16 protein-coding genes are annotated in these 19694 nt (G+C 41.0%); 6 read left to right on the forward strand and 10 right to left on the reverse strand.

From position 1 onward, the window contains the following. Nucleotides 1-87: 87 nt before the first annotated feature. From gap to ACULLH_RS15485, 8 genes are all read right to left on the reverse strand, one after another. Complete coding sequence (gene gap / locus ACULLH_RS15450; protein WP_454089666.1) at nt 88-1098, reverse strand: type I glyceraldehyde-3-phosphate dehydrogenase; 1011 nt, start codon at nt 1096-1098, stop codon at nt 88-90. A 21-nt stretch (nt 1099-1119) separates the two neighbouring features. Next, complete coding sequence (gene lipA / locus ACULLH_RS15455; RefSeq protein WP_454089667.1) at nt 1120-1995, reverse strand: lipoyl synthase; 876 nt, start codon at nt 1993-1995, stop codon at nt 1120-1122. Between the two features lie 61 nt (nt 1996-2056). Continuing rightward, nucleotides 2057-2617, reverse strand: coding sequence for an RNA polymerase sigma factor (locus ACULLH_RS15460; RefSeq protein ID WP_454089668.1), 561 nt, complete (start codon nt 2615-2617; stop codon nt 2057-2059). Nucleotides 2618-2649: 32 nt separating this feature from the next. Next, on the reverse strand, nt 2650-2859 hold the full coding sequence (locus ACULLH_RS15465) for a membrane or secreted protein (protein WP_454089669.1): 210 nt from the start codon (nt 2857-2859) through the stop codon (nt 2650-2652). 75 nt (nt 2860-2934) lie between these two features. Then, nucleotides 2935-3693 (reverse strand): anti-sigma factor domain-containing protein, encoded by a 759-nt coding sequence (locus tag ACULLH_RS15470; protein WP_454089670.1) that lies wholly within the window; start codon nt 3691-3693, stop codon nt 2935-2937. Next, nucleotides 3690-4256 (reverse strand): RNA polymerase sigma factor, encoded by a 567-nt coding sequence (locus ACULLH_RS15475; RefSeq protein ID WP_454089671.1) that lies wholly within the window; start codon nt 4254-4256, stop codon nt 3690-3692. The genes ACULLH_RS15470 and ACULLH_RS15475 overlap by 4 nt, the downstream gene beginning before the upstream one ends. Before the next feature lie 199 nt (nt 4257-4455). Next, nucleotides 4456-5472, reverse strand: coding sequence for a UDP-N-acetylmuramate dehydrogenase (murB, locus tag ACULLH_RS15480; RefSeq protein WP_454089672.1), 1017 nt, complete (start codon nt 5470-5472; stop codon nt 4456-4458). Continuing rightward, on the reverse strand, nt 5472-6662 hold the full coding sequence (locus ACULLH_RS15485; protein WP_454089673.1) for a pyridoxal phosphate-dependent aminotransferase: 1191 nt from the start codon (nt 6660-6662) through the stop codon (nt 5472-5474). Before ACULLH_RS15485 ends, murB begins: the two co-directional genes overlap by 1 nt. A 147-nt stretch (nt 6663-6809) precedes the next feature. Between ACULLH_RS15485 and ACULLH_RS15490 the strand changes: the two genes are divergently transcribed. Continuing rightward, nucleotides 6810-8144, forward strand: a complete 1335-nt coding sequence (locus ACULLH_RS15490; protein WP_454089674.1) for an aspartyl protease family protein — start codon at nt 6810-6812, stop codon at nt 8142-8144. 56 nt (nt 8145-8200) lie between these two features. On the opposite strand, the gene ACULLH_RS15495 is transcribed toward ACULLH_RS15490, so the two are convergent. Beyond that, nucleotides 8201-8590, reverse strand: coding sequence for a DUF1573 domain-containing protein (locus tag ACULLH_RS15495; protein ID WP_454089675.1), 390 nt, complete (start codon nt 8588-8590; stop codon nt 8201-8203). A 196-nt stretch (nt 8591-8786) separates the two neighbouring features. Between ACULLH_RS15495 and ACULLH_RS15500 the strand changes: the two genes are divergently transcribed. Further along, entirely contained in the window at nt 8787-11411 is a 2625-nt protein-coding gene (locus tag ACULLH_RS15500; protein ID WP_454089676.1) for a valine--tRNA ligase, read from the forward strand. 99 nt (nt 11412-11510) lie between these two features. Here the strand turns inward: ACULLH_RS15500 and ACULLH_RS15505 are convergent, their stop codons facing one another. After that, nucleotides 11511-13901 (reverse strand): TonB-dependent receptor domain-containing protein, encoded by a 2391-nt coding sequence (locus tag ACULLH_RS15505; protein ID WP_454089677.1) that lies wholly within the window; start codon nt 13899-13901, stop codon nt 11511-11513. 212 nt (nt 13902-14113) lie between these two features. On the opposite strand from ACULLH_RS15505, the gene ACULLH_RS15510 reads away from it, so the two are divergent. The 4 genes from ACULLH_RS15510 to ACULLH_RS15525 all read left to right on the forward strand — a co-directional run bounded on the left by ACULLH_RS15510 (nt 14114) and on the right by ACULLH_RS15525 (nt 19654). Continuing rightward, nucleotides 14114-15112: a sensor histidine kinase gene (locus ACULLH_RS15510; protein WP_454089678.1), complete on the forward strand. Its 999-nt coding sequence runs from the start codon at nt 14114-14116 to the stop codon at nt 15110-15112. A 4-nt stretch (nt 15113-15116) separates the two neighbouring features. Then, complete coding sequence (locus tag ACULLH_RS15515) at nt 15117-15821, forward strand: LytR/AlgR family response regulator transcription factor (RefSeq protein WP_454089679.1); 705 nt, start codon at nt 15117-15119, stop codon at nt 15819-15821. Nucleotides 15822-15858: 37 nt separating this feature from the next. Beyond that, nucleotides 15859-18144, forward strand: a complete 2286-nt coding sequence (locus ACULLH_RS15520) for an FdhF/YdeP family oxidoreductase (protein WP_454089680.1) — start codon at nt 15859-15861, stop codon at nt 18142-18144. Between the two features lie 121 nt (nt 18145-18265). Further along, complete coding sequence (locus ACULLH_RS15525; protein WP_454089681.1) at nt 18266-19654, forward strand: Gfo/Idh/MocA family protein; 1389 nt, start codon at nt 18266-18268, stop codon at nt 19652-19654. Nucleotides 19655-19694: the final 40 nt, after the last annotated feature.

Below are 19694 nucleotides of genomic sequence, written 5' to 3' on the forward strand. Positions count from 1 at the left end.
TTTGACCAAAAGAAAGCTGGGCACATAGGAAAATGCACAGTACAACCCATTTTGCGCTGCAAATATGGTTATATATCGAGCTAGGCGTCAAACGTAGTTTTTCTTTATAAACAAAGCTATTAAATCAATAATTCTGGAGCAATACCCAGTTTCATTGTCGTACCATCCTATTATTTTCACCATTCTTCCAATAACGGAGGTCATCAAAGAATCAAACGTACAAGAATAGCAACTATTGTTTATATCAATAGAAACTATAGGGTCTTCCGTATAAAAAAGTACGTTTTTTAATTGGTTGTTGGCGTAATGTTCAAAAGTATGATTTATTTCGGCAATCGAAGTTTCTTTTTTTACGTTGAAGGTAATATCCGTCAATGACCCGTTTGGAACGGGCACCCTGATGCCACAACCTCCAATAACATCGGACAATTCTGGAAAGATTTTGGTCAAGGCCTTAGCCGCGCCTGTTGTGGTCGGAATAATCGATTGACTTGCCGCCCTGGACCTTCTCAAATCCTTATGAGGACGGTCGTGCAGACTTTGGTCAGAGGTGTATGAATGCACCGTTGTGATATAGGCCTGTTCTATTCCGCATAATTCGTTGACAACCTTAATCATGGGAGCGGCGTTGTTTGTTGTGCAGGAGGCATTGGAGACGATGTGGTCATCTAGCCCGATAGAGGTCTCATTCACTCCCATGACCACCATTTTAATGTCATCGACCTCAGGTGGAACCGAAAGAATGACCTTTTTGGCTCCATTATTAAGATGATGTGTTAAGCCCTCCCTGTTTTTGAACTTACCAGAAGCTTCAATAACTAGGTCAACACCATGTTTGGCCCAATCAATATCCTTTGGATGCTCGTGGTTGAGCACGGCTGCTTTTTCACCATTAACTACAATGCCATTGTCATCGGAATCCACTTGACAGTCAAATGTTCCATGTATGCTATCATATTTTAGCAGGTGGGCAAGGGTTTTGGCATCCGTTAAATCATTTATGGCAGCAACCTTTATGTTCGGGTGATTCTGCAGCAACCTGAACAGTGTTCTTCCAATACGTCCAAAGCCATTTATACCAATGTTGAGCTGTTTCATGAAAAAAATGTAGAGAGAGAATTAATCGATATGCTTGTGGGCCTTGTACGAAGAACGTACCAATGCTCCACTTTCTACGTGCCTAAAGCCCATTTCCAAGCCAATTTCTTCGTATTTCTTAAACTGCTCAGGTAAAATGAACTCTTTTACAGGTAGATGCTTTTTGGAAGGCTGCAGGTACTGCCCAATAGTGACCACATCAACATCCACTTTTCTAAGGTCTTCCATGGTTTGGATTACTTCCTCTTCCATTTCACCCAATCCGAGCATGATTCCGGATTTGGTCCTATTGGCCCCATTTTTCTTTAAATAGTCCAATACGCCCAAACTTCTTTCATATTTGGCCTGAATTCGCACTTCTCGGGTAAGACGCTTCACGGTTTCCATATTGTGGGAGATAACCTCCGGTGCCACTTCAAGAATTCTATCCAAATGGGTTTCAATCCCTTGAAAATCCGGAATTAATGTTTCCAATGTGGTTTCGGGGTTCATCCGTCGTATGGCCTTTATGGTTTCGGCCCAAATTATGGACCCCATGTCTTTAAGGTCATCCCTGTCCACAGAAGTGACCACAGCATGTTTTATGCTCATAATTTTGATGGATCTGGCCACTTTTTCGGGTTCGGCCCAATCCACACTTTCCGGTCTCCCGGTTTTAACACCGCAAAAACCACAGGAACGTGTACAGATATTCCCCAATATCATGAAGGTAGCCGTTCCTTCACCCCAGCATTCGCCCATATTCGGACAGCTACCTGAGGTACAAATGGTGTGAAGGTCGTACTTGTCGACCAATCCCCTTAGTTGGGTGTATTTTTTTCCTGTAGGAAGTTTTACCCTAAGCCATTTCGGCTTTCCTTTTGGTGGTAGAACATTATCAACAGTGGCTGTGCCCATAGTAAAAAATTGAAGTACAAAGATACGAAACTGGGAAGGAAACCATAGGGATTGTCCCAGGTCACTTTTTGGTGATTATTTCTGCCAAAAGTTTTTTGGCCCGAAGCAATTTTACCTTGATATTATTGATAGGTTCGTTAAGTTCCTTGGCAATTTCGGCGTAACTTAACTCGTTGAAATAGCGCAGGTTAATGACCTTTTGGTAGTGGGGCTTCAATTTTTTGATATCCTGAAGCAGATTGGCCAGATTTTGTTCCGTAATTAATTGATCTTCGACAGAAGGGGATTCGTCCAATACTTTTTTTACCTCATCTCCATCCGTATCCATTTCATCCAAAAGACTCCTTTTTCGCTTACGGATAAGATCCACATGCAGGTTTTTGGATATGGTGATTAGCCAGGTCTTGAATTCGTAGGTCTCGTCGTAGGAATTTATTTTGTCAAATGCCTTGGAAAATGTCCGTATGGTAATGTCCTCCGCATCATTTTCATTTTTGGTACGGGCCATTTGAAATGCATAAACATCATTCCAAAAGGTATCCAAGAGTATGCTAAAGGCTATTTGATTTCCATCTTTGGCCTTTTTGATGTTTTCTTGAATGGAATTTTCGGCTTTTAACAAAAAACTAGTTTTGTGGGACGTTCAAACAAGGGTTAATGAAGCTCCGGGACAGAATCTTTTTTGCATTCTTGCTCACTGGGAAGTTTTCCACAAAAACCGCAGGCTTCACCTTCTTTGTTCAGATACGGATTTTGACTGGCGCAAGTTCCTGCGAATTTCCCGTCTTTTTTGGACCATATCTTTATTGCAATTCCAGCAAAAGCAAGTCCCAAAAGACCAATGGTCAACAATGCTAACTTCATATCCCAAATTTTAGGCAAAGGTACAAAATACCTACCTAAAGCTGCCGAAGTTTGGCAATACTTTGACTATATAAATTAATAGGAAATGTTGGCTACAATATTCTTGACCGTAGGGGAAGTGTTTCCACCTTCTGGTTCAATAGTAATGTAACCCACGGCATTTTCGGCATAGGGTAGCGCCAAAAGCTTATCCTTATCATCAAATTGCTTGATAACACCTAGGTTTACAAGCTCGCCGTTGACCTCTGCCCACATTTGGAAACACTTGTTTTCCGGTAGGTTCGGTACATTGCTGACGTTGATGTAAGACAACTTCTTTACAGGATTGATATAAGCGATGGCCTTTAGTTCCTTACCTTCTCTTTTGCCGTTAACAGCATACTTTCTGGTAGCTGGGTTGTTCAGCACGATAAATTGGTTTCTAATGTCCTCCAGCTGATTTTGCATGTTTTGCTGCAGATTGTTCATCTGGGTAGTGACCAAGGTGTTTTCTTCCTGCAAACTCTTGTTCTGTTCCCATTGGAAATACGAGAATCCAGCAAACAGCAAAATGGCCACACTTGCAGCAACCGCGTAGCGGTAGAATTTCATTTTTACTGCCTTTTCCTTTTTGGCACTGTGAAGAATGATTTCTTTTAGCCCTTCGGGGGTCTTTCTGGCGTACATTTTGGCGAAAGCCTCCAGGTTGTCCTGTAATTGGTCATAAGTTTCCCTTACCTCAGGATACATGGCAATATAACGTTCCGCCTTAAGGGTTTCCTCCTTTGTAGTATCCCCCAAAAGGTATTTTTCCAGTATGTCGGAATCTAAAAAATGTTGTACTTTTTCTTTCATGACAATAAAATTATCAATAGGAGTTGTGCGATACCCGTACCATAAATCTTGCCTAATTCCCTTAGGCCAATTTTAAGTCTCGACTTGACCGTTCCTAACGGAATATCCAGTTCCTCACTTGCTTCTTGCTGCGTCATTCCCTCGAAAAACAGGGCCTCCAACACGATTTTGTATTTGGGCTCTATCTTGTCAAGATTTTCCTGGACGTCCATAAATTCAGGACGAATGTCACTGACTCCTAGGTTATATACGTCTGAAACGTCTATTTGGACTTCTTTATCCGATTTATTGTTTATACTTCGCAGTTTATCTATGGCCGTATTTCTTGTAATTCGAAAGAGCCAGGTAAAGAGTTTTGCCTTGGATGGATCATAAGTATCCGCTTTTTTCCAGATTTTGACAAAGCTTTCCTGCAGAATATCCTGTGCCAAATCTTCGTCTTTTACAACTTTATAAGCTACACCAAACAAGGTATCTCCATAGTTGTCATATAACAACGATATGGCCTTGTCGTCCTTTTCGGCAAGAAGTGAAACAATATGTCTTTCAATCAGTGTACTCATCAAAGGGTGGTTAAGGTAAAATTTTAGGGGGCTAAAATCTAAAATAATGTTTATCTCGTATATACTACAACGTTAAGTTAGAAAAACGATTATTTGTTGGATTTGTAAACTTATATAAAGCCAGCAATTATACATAAAGTATATACAATTTTGGTTAGTTTGGTTTGGTATAACCCCTGTTATCGTTGCGATGCGGGGGTTATTTTATGATGTTCACCTCTGGGGTGATTCGAATATTGAATTGTTCGTTGACCGTCTTTTGAACAAGTTCAGCCAATTTTAGCAGCTCTTCTCCACTTGCATTTCCATGGTTTACCAACACAAGAGCTTGTTTTTCATGAATTCCGGCATCTCCATAGCGCTTGCCCTTAAAACCGCACTGTTCTATTAGCCAACCTGCTGGAATTTTAAACTGATCTCCGTCCACTTCATAGGAGGGCATCTCCGGATTATGCTTTTTTAGTTTTTGATATGTTTTTTTGGAAACTACCGGGTTTTTAAAAAAACTGCCACTATTTCCAATCTCTTTCGGGTCGGGCAATTTGCTTTGACGAATCTTTATAACGGCGTTTGAAACATCGCGTATGGTAGGATAAACAATCCCATTTTCCTTAAGCTCACCCTCTATAGCTCCATAACCTGTGTTCAAAACGTGATTTTTCTTCGTGAGTTTTAGGGTCACAGAGGTAATAATGTATTTCCCTTTTGCTTCATTTTTAAAAATGGAATCCCTATACCCAAATTTACAAGCTGCTGTGTCAAAGGCAATGAGCTCACCGGTAGCAATTTCCATGGCAGCACAACTTTCAAAAACATCTTTAAGCTCCACACCATAGGCTCCGATATTCTGAATCGGAGCTGTTCCCACATTGCCTGGAATCAATGACAGGTTTTCCAGGCCTCCATATCCTTTTTCCAAGGTCCAAAGTACCAGATCATGCCAATTTTCACCGGCCATAATCTTTAAAACAACCTCTTCATCATTTTCCTCAACAACCGAAATGCCTTTAAGATTGATATACATTACAAGTGCGTCAATATCTCGGGTTAGCAACATATTGCTACCCCCGCTAATAATGAACTTTTCCGGGAACGCCTTTAATTCCAATACTTTTTGGAGTTGAGCCAATCCCTTTATTTCAACAAAAGCCTTGGCCTCGACATCTATACCGAAGGTATTGTAATTCTTAAGTGATATGTTTTCTTGAATATTCACTAAGGGTTATACGTTTTCAAAGCTTCGCCCAAAATTTGTACCGCTTTTATAAGTAGTTCTTTTTCAAGTACATAGGCAATACGTATCTGATTGGTTCCCAATCCTTTTGTGGCGTAAAACCCAGCAGCGGGAGCAACCATCACCGTATATCCATCAATCTCAAATTCTTCCAAAAGCCATTGGGCAAAATCGTCGGAATTTTCAATAGGAAGCTCCACAACACAATAAAATGCTCCTTGGGGAACGGCAACGCGAACTCCATCCAATTTTTGAAGCTCTGAAATAAGAATATTTCTTCGCTCCGCATATTCCTCTATTACGTCATCAAAATAGGATTGAGGCGTATCCAAGGCCGCCTCACTTGCAATTTGGGCAAAAGTAGGAGGGGAAAGCCGGGCTTGGGCAAACTTTAAGGCTGTTTGAATTACATTTTTATTTTTGGAAACAAGACATCCAATACGGGCTCCGCACATACTGTATCGTTTTGATACTGAATCCACAATAACTGCATGTTCTTCAAGTCCCTCTTCCTGCAAAATGGAATAATGCACCCTGCCTTCATAGGTAAACTCCCTGTAAACCTCGTCGGCAATTAAAAACAGATTGTGTTTTTTGACCAAAGTTGCCAACTGCTGAATCTCAGCCTCACTGTACAAGTATCCTGTGGGGTTTCCCGGATTGCATATCAGAATGGCTTTGGTTCTAGGGCCAATCAACTTTTCAAAATCCGAAATAGGTGGCAATGCAAAATTATCCTCAATGCGTGATACAATGGGCACTACTTTAACCCCTAAAGCGGTCGCAAAACCGTTATAATTGGCGTAAAAAGGCTCCGGGATGATGATTTCATCCTCAGCATCCATAATTGTACCCATCACAAAAGATAAGGCCTCAGAACCACCTGTGGTAACAATGATGTCTTCAGAAGCTACATGAATATCGTTTTTGGCATAATAGGCCGCTATTTTGGTTCTGTACGCTTCGGAACCCTCGGTCATACTGTACGCAAGTACGTCAATATTGTGATTTCTAACGGCATCCAGCGCAACCTTAGGTGTCTTTATATCGGGCTGTCCAATATTTAAATGGATTACGTGGGTGCCTCTTTTCTTGGCCGCTTCGGCAAAAGGCACCAACTTTCGGATTGGAGAAGCTGGCATCTGCCTCCCTTTTTTGGATATACCAGGCATGCATTAAATTTTAGCAAAAATGAGAAAACCAATACACGAAAACAACTCATTATGCTATTATTTGAATTGCAACGGAATGTTAAATAGAAGGAATTTTTTGCAATATTTTGTATCTTTAATAGAGATAACCGTTTAGAAGTAAGCAAATTGAAAAAAAACCTACATTTTTTTGTGATTCTTTTTGTCATGCTTCCCTTTTTGGTTTCTGCACAGGGATTCAAATTACCAAAGAACGAGAAGTATCAGAAAATTCGATTTGAACTGATCAACAATCTCATTATCATTCCTGTGGAAATCAATGGGGCGGATTTGACCTTTGTCCTGGATTCAGGGGTGAGCAAACCTATATTATTTAACCTTTCAGATCAAGATTCCATTCAAATCAACAATGTTTCCGAAGTAACCATTAGGGGTTTGGGAGAGGGAGAACCCATGAAGGCGCTTAGTTCCTTGCGGAATAAATTCAGGCTCGGTAAGGTTAGGAACTACAATCAAGACTTGTATGTGGTTTTGGACAAGAACATCAACTTCTCTACATCCCTGGGAATTCCTGTACATGGAATCCTCGGATATGATCTGTTTAGGGATTTTGTTGTGGAAATCAATTATAGCTCTCGACATATAAAGCTTCATAATCCCAATTTATATAAACGTGATAAACATAGCAGGTCCCAGACGCTGCCATTACATATTGAACGCAGAAAAGCCTATGTTGAAGGCACGGTGTTAATGAAGGACGAGGAAGACGTTCCGGTCAAACTGTTGGTGGATACGGGAAGTAGCGATGCTTTATGGCTCTTTCATCAACCTGAACAAGGATTGGAGATTCCGGAAAAAAACTATGAAGATTACTTAGGACGCGGACTCAGTGGGGATATTTTCGGAAAGCGCACCAAAGTGAGCGGAATCAGGATAGGGAATTTTGAATTAAAAGATGCAAAGGCGGCCTTCCCATATCGCGAATCCTATAGTTACCTCAAGAACTTAGGAGACCGAAATGGAAGTGTAGGGGGTGAGATTCTTAAACGATTCAACTTGATTTTTGACTATGCCAATGGCGAGGTAACCCTCAAAAAGAATGGCAATTATAGGGCTCCATTTCAATACAATTTAGCAGGTATTGCCTTGCAACATAATGGGCTTAGGTATATCGCGGAGAGTCTTGCCGATTTTAGGGGTATCATTCAAGATGATGAGGATACCTTTGGAAATGTCCAGATTTTGTTCGAAAACAAAACGAGACTAAGTCTGGTTCCTGAAATTGTGGTCTCGGGTATACGCGCAGGAAGTCCGGCAGCAGAAGCAGGACTGCAGGAGGGCGATGTGATTTTAGCAGTGAACGGAAAGAAAATCCACAATTATAAACTTCAAGAAGTTCTAAAGATGTTGAACGAAAGGGAGGGAAAACGTGTTCGCGTGCTTATCGAACGGTATAACCGTGATTTGTTGTTCTCCTTTGTTTTGAAAAATGTATTCGAATAAAAAAGCCTTCCCGAATCTTCGAAAAGGCTTTCTTCACTATAAATATTTACGTTTCTTTATTTAGCTCCTTCAGCTTTTACGGTTCCTTTGATTTTGAGAACCTTTGTAGGAGTATCTGCGTTTGAGGTCACTGTAATGGCCTTTCTGATGGGCCCGACCCTATTGGTATCATACTTTACCTGAATAGAACCTGTTTTACCTGGTAAAATAGGATCTTCAGGTTTCTTCGGAATGGTACATCCGCAGCTAGATTTTACATTGCTGATCACCAATGGTGCAGTACCTGTGTTGGTAAATTCGAAAATACGGACACCATCGCTTCCTTTGGCAATTTCCCCATAATCAATGGTCTCGTTTTTGAATTCAATTTTTGCCGTTGCTTCCTGGGCATAAATCCCTAGAGAAAGAAGCCCAACAAATAACATGAGTACAGATTTTTTCATCATTTCTAGTTTTGGGTGAACTTCAAATGTAAATGTTTTCACACCTGCATCCAAAATTCTTTTGTTATGTAATAACGTTACTTATTTTTGTTTCGTATTTCAGGATTGGCCTTTAGCCGAGGAATTACAATAAATTAATATTGCAAAACCACATCCAGACACCAATCCGGGTCAAAAAAGACAAAAACTATACCGAAAAATGGAAATTCCATCAAAATATGAGCCCAATAGGGTAGAAGAGCACTGGTACGATTACTGGACAAAACACGATTTTTTTAGTTCAAAACCAGATGAAAGGGAGCCCTATACCATAGTCATTCCCCCTCCCAACGTCACGGGAGTGCTACATATGGGCCATATGCTTAATAATACCCTGCAGGATGTTCTGATTCGTAGGGCCAGACTTCTAGGGAAAAATGCATGTTGGGTACCAGGAATGGACCATGCTTCGATTGCCACAGAGGCCAAGGTTGTTGCCAAATTGAAGGATGAAGGTATAGCGAAGGCCGATTTGTCACGTGAAGAGTTCCTAAAACATGCTTGGGACTGGACCAATGAGTATGGCGGAGTAATTCTGCAACAGCTTAAAAAACTGGGCTGTTCGTGTGATTGGGACCGTACAAAATTCACTATGGATGACGATATGTCAGCCTCAGTGATCAAGGTTTTTGTGGATTTATATGAAAAAGGACTCATTTATCGCGGATATCGAATGGTAAATTGGGATCCAGAGGCAAAAACCACGCTTTCTGATGAAGAAGTGATTTATGAGGAGAAACAAGGGACTTTATACTATCTGGCGTACCAAATTGAAGGTGCAGACGAGAAGGTTACCATTGCTACTACACGTCCAGAGACCATTTTGGGAGATACCGCGGTCTGTATCAATCCAAATGACGAGAGATACCATCATTTAAGGGGAAAAAAGGTAATCGTTCCCATTTGCAACCGTGTTATTCCTATCGTTGAAGATGATTATGTGGATATCGAGTTCGGTACGGGATGCTTAAAAGTGACGCCTGCACATGATGAAAACGATAAAAACCTTGGGGATAAGCACAACTTAGAGGTTATCGACATATTCAATGAAGATGCTTCCCTAAATTCCTATGGACTGCATTACCAGGGCAAGGATAGGTTTGTTGTACGTAAAGAAATCTCCAAAGAGTTGGAGGAAAAGGGCTTTTTGGTTAAAACCGAGCAACATACCAACAAAGTTGGTACTTCGGAACGCACCAAAGCTGTTATAGAGCCTAGATTATCCGATCAGTGGTTCTTGAAAATGGAGAATTTGGCCAAACCAGCCCTTGAAGGGGTGTTGAAGACAAATGATATCAAGCTTTATCCTAAGAAGTTTGAAAACACCTATCGCCATTGGATGGAAAATATCCGGGATTGGAATATTTCCCGTCAATTATGGTGGGGACAGCAGATTCCTGCTTATTATTATGGGGATGGAAAGAATGATTTTGTAGTTGCGGAAACACGCGAAGAAGCACTTAAAAAAGCGCAAACTAAAAATCCAGCGATCCAGGAATCCGATTTACGACAAGATCCTGATGTTCTGGATACTTGGTTTTCTTCGTGGTTGTGGCCGATAAGTGTTTTTGGGGGGATATTGGAGCCTGAAAATGATGAGGTAAACTATTATTATCCAACCAGTGATTTGGTAACAGGACCCGACATTTTGTTTTTCTGGGTGGCCCGAATGATTATTTCGGGATATGAATACAAAGGAAAACGACCTTTTGAAAATGTGTATCTGACCGGATTGGTTCGTGATAAACAGCGTAGAAAGATGTCGAAACAATTGGGGAATTCCCCTGATGCCCTAAAGTTGATTGAGGATTTTGGTGCCGATGGTGTTCGGGTAGGATTGCTATTGAGTTCTGCCGCCGGGAACGATCTGATGTTCGATGAGGCCCTTTGTCAACAAGGGAAAAACTTTGCCAATAAGATCTGGAATGCGTTCAGATTGGTAAAAGGTTGGGAAGTAGCTGATTTAACACAACCTGAAGCCGCTAAAATTGGTATCGATTGGTATACAAATAGATTTAACCAAGTCTTGTTGGAAATAGAGGACCATTTCTCCAAATATCGAATTTCTGATGCCCTAATGGCTATTTACAAGCTGGTTTGGGATGATTTCTGTTCCTGGTTGTTGGAAATTGTAAAACCTGCCTATCAAAAACCCATTGATAAGGCTACTTATGAGGCTGTAATCCATCTGTTCGAGCAAAATCTTAAGATTTTGCACCCGTTTATGCCTTTTTTATCCGAGGAAGTTTGGCAGCATATCGCAGAGCGTACCCCGGAACAGGCTTTGATTGTATCGCAATGGCCACAACAGGGAGAAATAGATGCTTCCATTATAGCGGATTTTGACTTTGCCACTGAGGTGATTTCTGGGATTAGAACGATTCGAAAAGAGAAAAACATTCCTCAGAAAGAAGCTTTAGAACTATCCGTTTTAAATAGCGAAAATGGAAGTGGTCAAATGGATGTGATCATCACCAAATTGACCAATTTGTCAAAAATAGAAACGGTTGATGCTACTTTGGATGGTGCATTAAGTTTTAGGGTGAAGAGCAACGAATATTTTATTCCGATAAGCGGTGCCATTGATATTGAGGCAGAAATCAAAAAAATCACGGAAGAATTAAACTATACCAAAGGCTTTTTACAATCCGTTCAAAAGAAATTGAGCAACGAACGTTTTGTGAACAACGCGCCTGAAAAAGTAGTGGCTATTGAAAAAAAGAAGGCTGCCGATGCCGAGGCCAAAATAGAGACTTTGGAAAAGAGTTTGGCGAGTTTAGGTTAATATATCAGAAGTCAGAAGTCAGAAGTCAGAAGTCAGAAGTCAGAAGTCAGAAGTCAGAAGTCAGATTTCAGAGTACTGACTACTGCCCACCGAAATCTTTTACCTCCTACGCCCACCCGAATACTGCATGGCTTCACCTTTTCCAAAACCATAGCTGAAACCAAAGGCAACAAACCGACCTCTTAGGCGACGATTGTACACCTCAAAATCAGCTTGCGCAATTTGACTTTCGCTGATTCTGGAGGCGAAAACGTCCCTAACACTCAGGTTCAAAATGGCTTTTCCTTTCATTAACTTCTTACGGACACCTAGATCCATAAAAAGGTAGTCATTGACCTCACCTTGCACAGTTTGATATCTAGATCTGTAGTTTCCGGTAGTTTCTAGGTCAATATCAGCAGGTAATTTTAGTTTGGTCATAAGTTTTGAAGACCAATTATCCGCATTAAAATCGAATACAACTTCCTCAAAAATTCCCTCTCGGCTAAACTGGTTGTAATTGAAATCAGCATTAAAAGTCAACCACCTTGCAGGGCTGTATTTTGTGTTGAACTCTATTCCATTGGTTTTATTGGTGCCAATATTTTCAGGTCTTGTCGTGTTCACGTTGTTTTCAAAAGTGGAGATACGTTCAATGACATCTGTGGTATACCGGTGATATATCCCAAGGTTCAGTGCAGTTTTTCCAATGAAGAAAATAGTGGTAACCTCATAAGAATCCGTGAATTCTGGAAGCAGGTCTGGATTTCCCTGGCGAATGCTAAAGTTGTTTCGAATATTGAAAAAGGGATTCAAGTCCCATAATCTTGGTCGGTAAATTCGCTTGGAGTACCCCGCTTGCAATGAAACTTTCTCGGAAAATTTATAGGAAGTATGAAGACTCGGGAACAGATTGGAATAATCTTGGGAATTATCTTCACCGGTGTTTGTCAAAAAGGTATTTAAGTTGGTCTGCTCCATACGTACCCCTCCTTTTATTCCCCACTTTTTTCCCTCGTAGGCACCTGTGGTATATAGACCCAATACTTTTTGGTCATATTCAAAAATGTTGGTTAGGCCTGGATCGATTTCAAATGCTCCGTTAATCAGATTTTGAACTTCATAATCGTTGCTGACGTCATTCAGCACATATTGTGCACCAGTTTCCAAAGTCAATTCCTTGGTAAAGGGTTTGGTATAGTCCAATTTAAAAGTGAAAACCGCTTCCTTGAAATCTGTTCTGGTCAGCTGTGAATCATCGTTGTCTGCCCCTGAAATGGTCGCGTCTGTAAACTCTGAAGATTGATCTTTACCAAAAAAGTTCCCTAAAGCGCTGAACAAAAGTGTATGGTCTTCATCTCCTTCAAAATCTTTTTTGTATTGCAGTTCGTATTGAAATTTAGGGTTTGTAGCCTCGGTAACCTCAGTTCGTTCCCATTGCGACGTAACAATATCACCATCGGAAATAGAAGTGAAGTTGGTCGTGGAAGGTTGGTCTTCAATTTCCAGTGCGAAATTTCCTGAAAGCGTCAAAACACTTGTGGGACTGAAGTAATAGTCCGTTCCCAACACAAAATTGTAATAGGCCTCATTTCTAAATTCTTCTCCAATGGACAAAATGGTTGTGTTGTTGATCAAATCGGTATTTCTACTTTCCCGATCATTGGGCAATTCGCGATAACCTGCACCCAACTGGGTGAAAAGATTGAATTTTTCCGTTCTACGATTTAAGCTGATGCCTACGCTATGGCTGTCCGGAGCACCGGTGTTGACAGAGACGGAACCATTTAATCCTCTTCTTTCCTCTTTTTTGATCACAATATTGATGATACCTGAAGTACCCTCCGCATCATATTTTGCAGATGGATTGGTGATAACTTCCACGCGATCGATCATGTCGGCCGTAATGGTTCCTAGTGCATTACTCTCATCACTGGCGATGATGGATGGTTTTCCATTGATGAGCACCTGAACCCCTTGACTTCCCCTTAAACTAATTTGTCCTTCAATGTTCACATTTACCGACGGCACATTGTTCAATACTTCCAGGGCACTTGCCCCTGTACTGCTCAAGTCCTTTCCAACATTGAATACCCGTTTGTCCAGCTTGAAAACTGTTTTGGAAACTTCGCCTTCAACCACTACTTCTTCCAATTTTTGGGCATCTTCCGCAATTTCAATAGTCCCTAAATCTACACTGGAAACATTGGAAGATGGAGGTTGGATTATTTTCTTTTCAAACCCAATAAAACTGATTTCAATATAATAGTTTGTCGCATCCGTTTTCAACGCAAAAGAACCATCTTCAAGGGTGGTGGTACCAACAATAGCTTTCTTCGTACTGTTATCGGCTACCATTACCGTGGCATAAGCGACCGCCTGCCCAGTTGATGTGTCTACTACCTTCCCGGTAAATTCAACGGTTTTTACCTGCGCTTCCATGGTCCAAAATGAAAGTAAGAGCGCTAAACTTAGTAACAAACTATGTTGTGGGACTTTAAAAATTGTCATGCGTAATTTGGTTTCTTCTTCAAAGATGGCATGGAACTGGAAAAAATGTGGGGTAAATTCTGTGAACAACATCCCTATTGCCCCAATCGACAAGGATTAAGAAAATTTAACATTTCCATTGTTGTTCAAGGCAGTAAAAATGTTGTTTACAGTATTGCATTTCTTTTGTTACCTTATGTCGAATAGCTTTGCGATCGCATAAAATTGAAAATTTGATTACCCGAAAGGAACTTGTCTTTCAGATTATACTGCACCTTCTGGTCTTTTTGTTCTATTCTTTTGACCGGGATCACCCCCATATTGATTTACCCGAAGTACTGTTCTTTTTAAGCTACGCCTTGGCGGCTGCTATTATTGCGTATTATTTGATGCCCAATTTTTTATACAAAAAGAAGCAATGGAAGTTTTTCGGCAGCGTGCTGTTGGTGATCATTGGGGTCATTCTACTGGAAGAACTTGTTTTAGAACAGATTTTTTATGCTGGCACTAGGCGGGCCAGGGTATTTCCAGGAATTTACTACGCCTTTTTTGACATTGTTCCGGTAATTGCAATTCTATCTGGATTTAAATTTGGATGGGATGCTTTACAAAAGCAAAAACAGATAGATGAACTAAAAAGTGCGGTACAAGAAAGCGAACTTCAATTTTTAAGATCACAGATCAATCCACACTTTCTGTTCAATAATTTGAACAACTTATATTCCTATGCTTTGGAAAACTCTCCAAAGACTCCAGAAATTATTTTGGAAATGAGCGGAGTACTGCGATATATGCTCTATGAATGCAAGGAAAAATTGGTTCCCTTAAAAAAGGAAATAGAACAGCTGGGTAACTTTATAAAGTTGTACAAATTGCAGATAGAGGAAAGGGGAAATGTGCAATTTGGAGCGAACCATATTCAATCGGGTTATAAGATTGCACCACTTATTTTGATTGTATTCATTGAAAATGCCTTCAAGCACAGTCAATCTGGGCAGTCTTCTGATATCGAAATTGATATTGAAGTTACCCAAAAGGGCGATCAATTGCAGTTTAGGTGTACGAATAACTTTGAACTTGTAGATGGTATGGGCTCCGTTGCCAAAGGAATTGGATTGGAGAATGTTAAAAAACGGCTACAATTGTTGTATCCCAATAAACATCAATTTCGGGTAGAGGAGGATAATAATCAATTTTCAGTATCCTTGACCATGGAACTGGAAAAATCTTAATCCTATGAGATGTATCATCATTGAAGATCAACCACCTGCCCAGCGCATCTTGAAAAAATTCATTGAAGATGTGAACACTTTGGAGCTCAAGGGAATATTTTCCGATGCCTTGCTCGCCATGGAGTTTCTTAAATCAGAAAAGGTTGACCTATTGTTTTTGGACATCAATTTGCCTAAAATTTCAGGACTTGATTTTTTAAAGACCTTACCAAACCCTCCCCATGTTATTTTGACAACCGCTTTTTCCGAGTATGCCTTGGAAAGCTATGAGTTGAATGTCGTTGACTATTTATTGAAGCCCTTTTCGTTCCAAAGATTTTTAAAAGCAATAGCCAAAGTTCCTTCGAACCAAAAACAGGACGTATCCCAACAAGCTGAAATGTCGCAAGAGGAGCAAAGAAGATACATCTATATAAAATCGGGTCATGAGCACATTAAGGTTGACCTAAATGCGATAGAACATATTGATTCAGATTCGGATTATACCGAAGTTGTGACACCTCAAAAAAAATACCTATCCCATGAACCGCTTCGATATTGGTTAGAATCTTTACCTGACCATCAATTTAAACGGGTACACAAATCACATATCATCAATGTGGATAAGATTGAAAAATTGATGGGAAATCAGGTGTACCTTGCGGGTGGTGGAAAAATCCCAATTGGAAGGGCTTATAAAGAAGCTTTTTTAAAAGAAATCCTTAAATAAACCTGTACGGGAGTAAAGACAATCGTATTTTAGTGATATGTCGAATTCCACAAAACGCAATATTTCGATTACTGGGAATATTGAATTTTCAGAAATAAAGGTTACCAAACCTTCAGATTATGCCGCAGGTATTCCAGGGGTAAAGGCAGCATTGGAACATGTAAGCAAGGAATCAGGCCTGTTTCGTTCCTTGAAGACCCTTTCGCGAATGAACCAAAAAGAGGGTTTTGATTGCCCCGGTTGTGCATGGCCTGATCCGGATACACCTTCCAAGTTGGGCGAATACTGTGAAAATGGAGCAAAGGCCATCGCTGAAGAATCCACTTTTGAGCGTGTCGACAGGGCTTTTTTTGAAAAATATTCTGTGGAAGAAATCTCTACCTGGACCGATTATGAAATCGGAAAAAGTGGCAGAATTACAGAACCTTTTATACTTAGACCGGATGCTGTCCATTATAAACCCATCTCATGGCCGGATGCTTTCAAAATTATTGCGGAGCAATTGCATGCGCTGGACGCTCCTGATGAAGCCATATTTTACACTTCTGGGCGCTCTAGCAATGAAGCGGCCTTTTTATATGGATTATTTGTGCGTGCCTTTGGCACGAACAACATGCCAGATTGTTCCAATATGTGTCATGAATCCAGTGGTGTGGCCCTTTCAGAGACTTTGGGCATTGGAAAAGGCTCTGTGGTATTGGAAGATTTGTACGAAGCGGACGTAATCATGGTGATTGGCCAAAACCCTGGTACCAACCATCCTCGTATGTTATCTGCCTTGCAAAAATGCAAGGAGAATGGAGGAAATATCATAACCGTTAATCCGCTCTCTGAAAGCGGGCTCAATCGATTCAAGAATCCGCAACAACTTGGTGGAATTCTAGGGAAGGGTACCCAACTGACAGATATTTTTCTTCAGGTAAAAATCAACCAGGATGTTTCGCTGCTCAAACTCATCATGAAGCGACTGGCAAAACGGGAAGCTCATGGGGAATCGGTTTTTGATCATGATTTTATCAAAGACAAAACCAATGGTTTCCAAGAATTTTTGGAGGATTTAAACCAATACTCCGAAGAACAATTGTTGGAATTATGTGGTGTGGATTCAGTCCAAGTTGATATGGCCGTTGATTTGCTGGCCAAAAAATCAAAAATTATTATTTGCTGGGCAATGGGGCTTACCCAACACAAAAATGGAGTGGAGAACATCAAGGAATGTGTGAATCTGTTACTTGTCAAGGGAAGTATTGGAAAAAAGGGTGCAGGTACATGTCCGGTTCGAGGTCATTCCAATGTGCAAGGAGATAGGAGTGTGGGAATCATGCACCATGTTTCGGAACCTTTGAATAAGGCCTTAAGGGAGGCATTTGATATCGAGCCTCCAAGTGAGGAAGGATTGGATACCGTAAACGCCATTCAGGCTATGCATCAAGGGAAGGCGAAGGTATTCATTGCCCTTGGTGGAAACTTTGTTTCCGCGGCTTCGGATACAGCCTATACAGCGGAAGCATTGCAGCAATGTGATCTCACCGTTTCCGTGAGTACCAAATTGAATCGAACCCATCTCACTGTGGGCAAAACAGCTTTGATATTACCCACTTTGGGAAGAACGGAGCAGGACAAAGAGCGTTTTGTGACGGTGGAAAATAGCATGGGTAAGGTGCATCAGAGCAAAGGAAGATTGAAACCCGTCAGCAAACATTTAAAAAGCGAGCCAGAGATTGTTGCTGAAATAGCCGATGCCTATTTTGGGAAGGATTCGAAAATAGATTGGAAAACACTGGGAACCGACTATGACTTGGTTAGAAAGAAAATTTCGGAGGTTTTGAAGGGCTATGAAGATTATTCAGGCCGTTCTAGGGGTTCGGGGTTTTACCTTCCCAACAATGCCCGAGAAGCGGATTTTTCAAAATTGCCGGGAGGAAAAGCTCAATTTTCCATTTGCAAGCTTCCGGAACATCATCTAAAGGATGACGAATTTGTGTTGATGACGGTTCGTAGCCATGATCAGTTTAACACCACGATATATGGTCTGAACGATAGGTATCGCGGTATTTATGGTGAGCGAAGGGTAATTTTTATGAATCCTGAGGATATGGAGGAAAAGGGACTGCAGCCCTTGCAAGTGGTTGATCTGACGAGTAACTATTCAGGAAAGCAGCGAAGGGCTGAGAATTTTAAGATAATTCCTTACGATATTCCGTCAAAAAACCTCTGCGCTTACTTCCCGGAAACCAATATCCTTGTGCCCATAGATTTATATGCTGATAAAAGCAACACCCCGGCAAGTAAATCCGTGATTGTCAAAATTGAAATAAAGTAAAAACAGCGCGAATTTTTTGTAGAATCAAATACTTAACTCGTACGTGGTGGTGCCGTATCATTTTTTTTCATACTTTCGGAGATAGAAAGTGTTAACGTTAACATCAAACAAAATAATCAACATGAAAGACATCAATCGACGTAATTTTCTGAAAAAGACTTCGCTGACTGCAACAGCGATATCAGTAATGCCCAGCTACCTTCAAGCTAAAGTGGAAAGACCTTCGCAATCAAGATATATGGGGGATTTTGCTGCCCCAAAACTGAAAAATGTTAGAGCCGCCTTCATTGGTGTTGGAGCCCGGGGTGGGGGACATGTAAGATTCTTTGCTTCACTTCCCAATACAGAAGTGGTTGCGATTTGTGATTTGTATGAAGATTTGGTAAAACAGAAGGTCGGATGGGTAAAAGAAGTTTCAAAACCCAACAGACATAAGAATATCAAGGAATACTGGGGTGATGAGGACAAATGGAAGGTGATGCTTGAGGAGGTAAAACCTGATGTGGTGTTCATTGCCACAAATTGGGTAAATCATGCTCCCATGGCCATCGAATCCATGAATAAAGGGGCTCATGCCTTTGTTGAGGTCCCTATTGCAGTTACCGTTCAAGAAATGTGGGATATTGTGGACGCCAGTGAGCGTACCCAAAAGCACTGCATGATGCTTGAAAATGTAAATTACAATCGTGATGAGTTGATGTTCCTGAACATGTGCAGACAAGGGGCTATTGGTGAAGTTTTACATGGTGAAGCTGCCTATATCCATGAGTTACGAGGACAAATGAACGAACAAAAAAGAGGTACAGGATCCTGGCGAACCTATCACTATGCCCACCGCAATGGAAATTTATACCCAACCCATGGTTTGGGACCAGTAGCTCAATACATGAATTTGGGTAGGGGTGAAGATAATTTTGGAAGCATAGTGTCCTTTTCAACGCCAGCAAGAGGACGAGCGGATTATGCCAAAAAGAACTATCCTGCGGACCATAAATGGAATCAATTGGATTATAAAGGTGGTGACTTAAACACCAGCATCATTAAAACCACGTTAGGACGTACCGTTATGGTACAGTGGGATGAGACAAGCCCTAGACCGTATTCCAGGTTAAACCTGATTCAAGGTACCAAAGGTACACTGGCCGGATTCCCAACTAGGGTTGCGTTGGAAGGCGGAGTTGATGGATTGACCAAAGACCATCATTCTTGGGTTCAGGGTGAACAATTAGAGGCACTTTATGAAAAATATGACCATCCATTGTACAAAAGATTGAACCAGGCTGCCAAAGGAAGTGGACATGGGGGTATGGATGGAATCATGATGTACAGAGTGGTAGAATGTCTTCAAAAAGGATTGCCACTCGACCAAAACATATATGAAGGCTGTTTCTGGAGTGCTGTGGCACCTTTAAGCGAACGTTCCGTGGCAAGTGGAGGCGCACCACAACCTTTCCCAGACTTTACCCGTGGTAACTGGAAGGATACAGCGCCATTGGCCATAGTGGAATAAAAAGTAGCATAGTTTGGAAAATTAAACTAAATTAACATCT

It is taken from the genome of Flagellimonas sp. 2504JD4-2 (assembly GCF_053642935.1).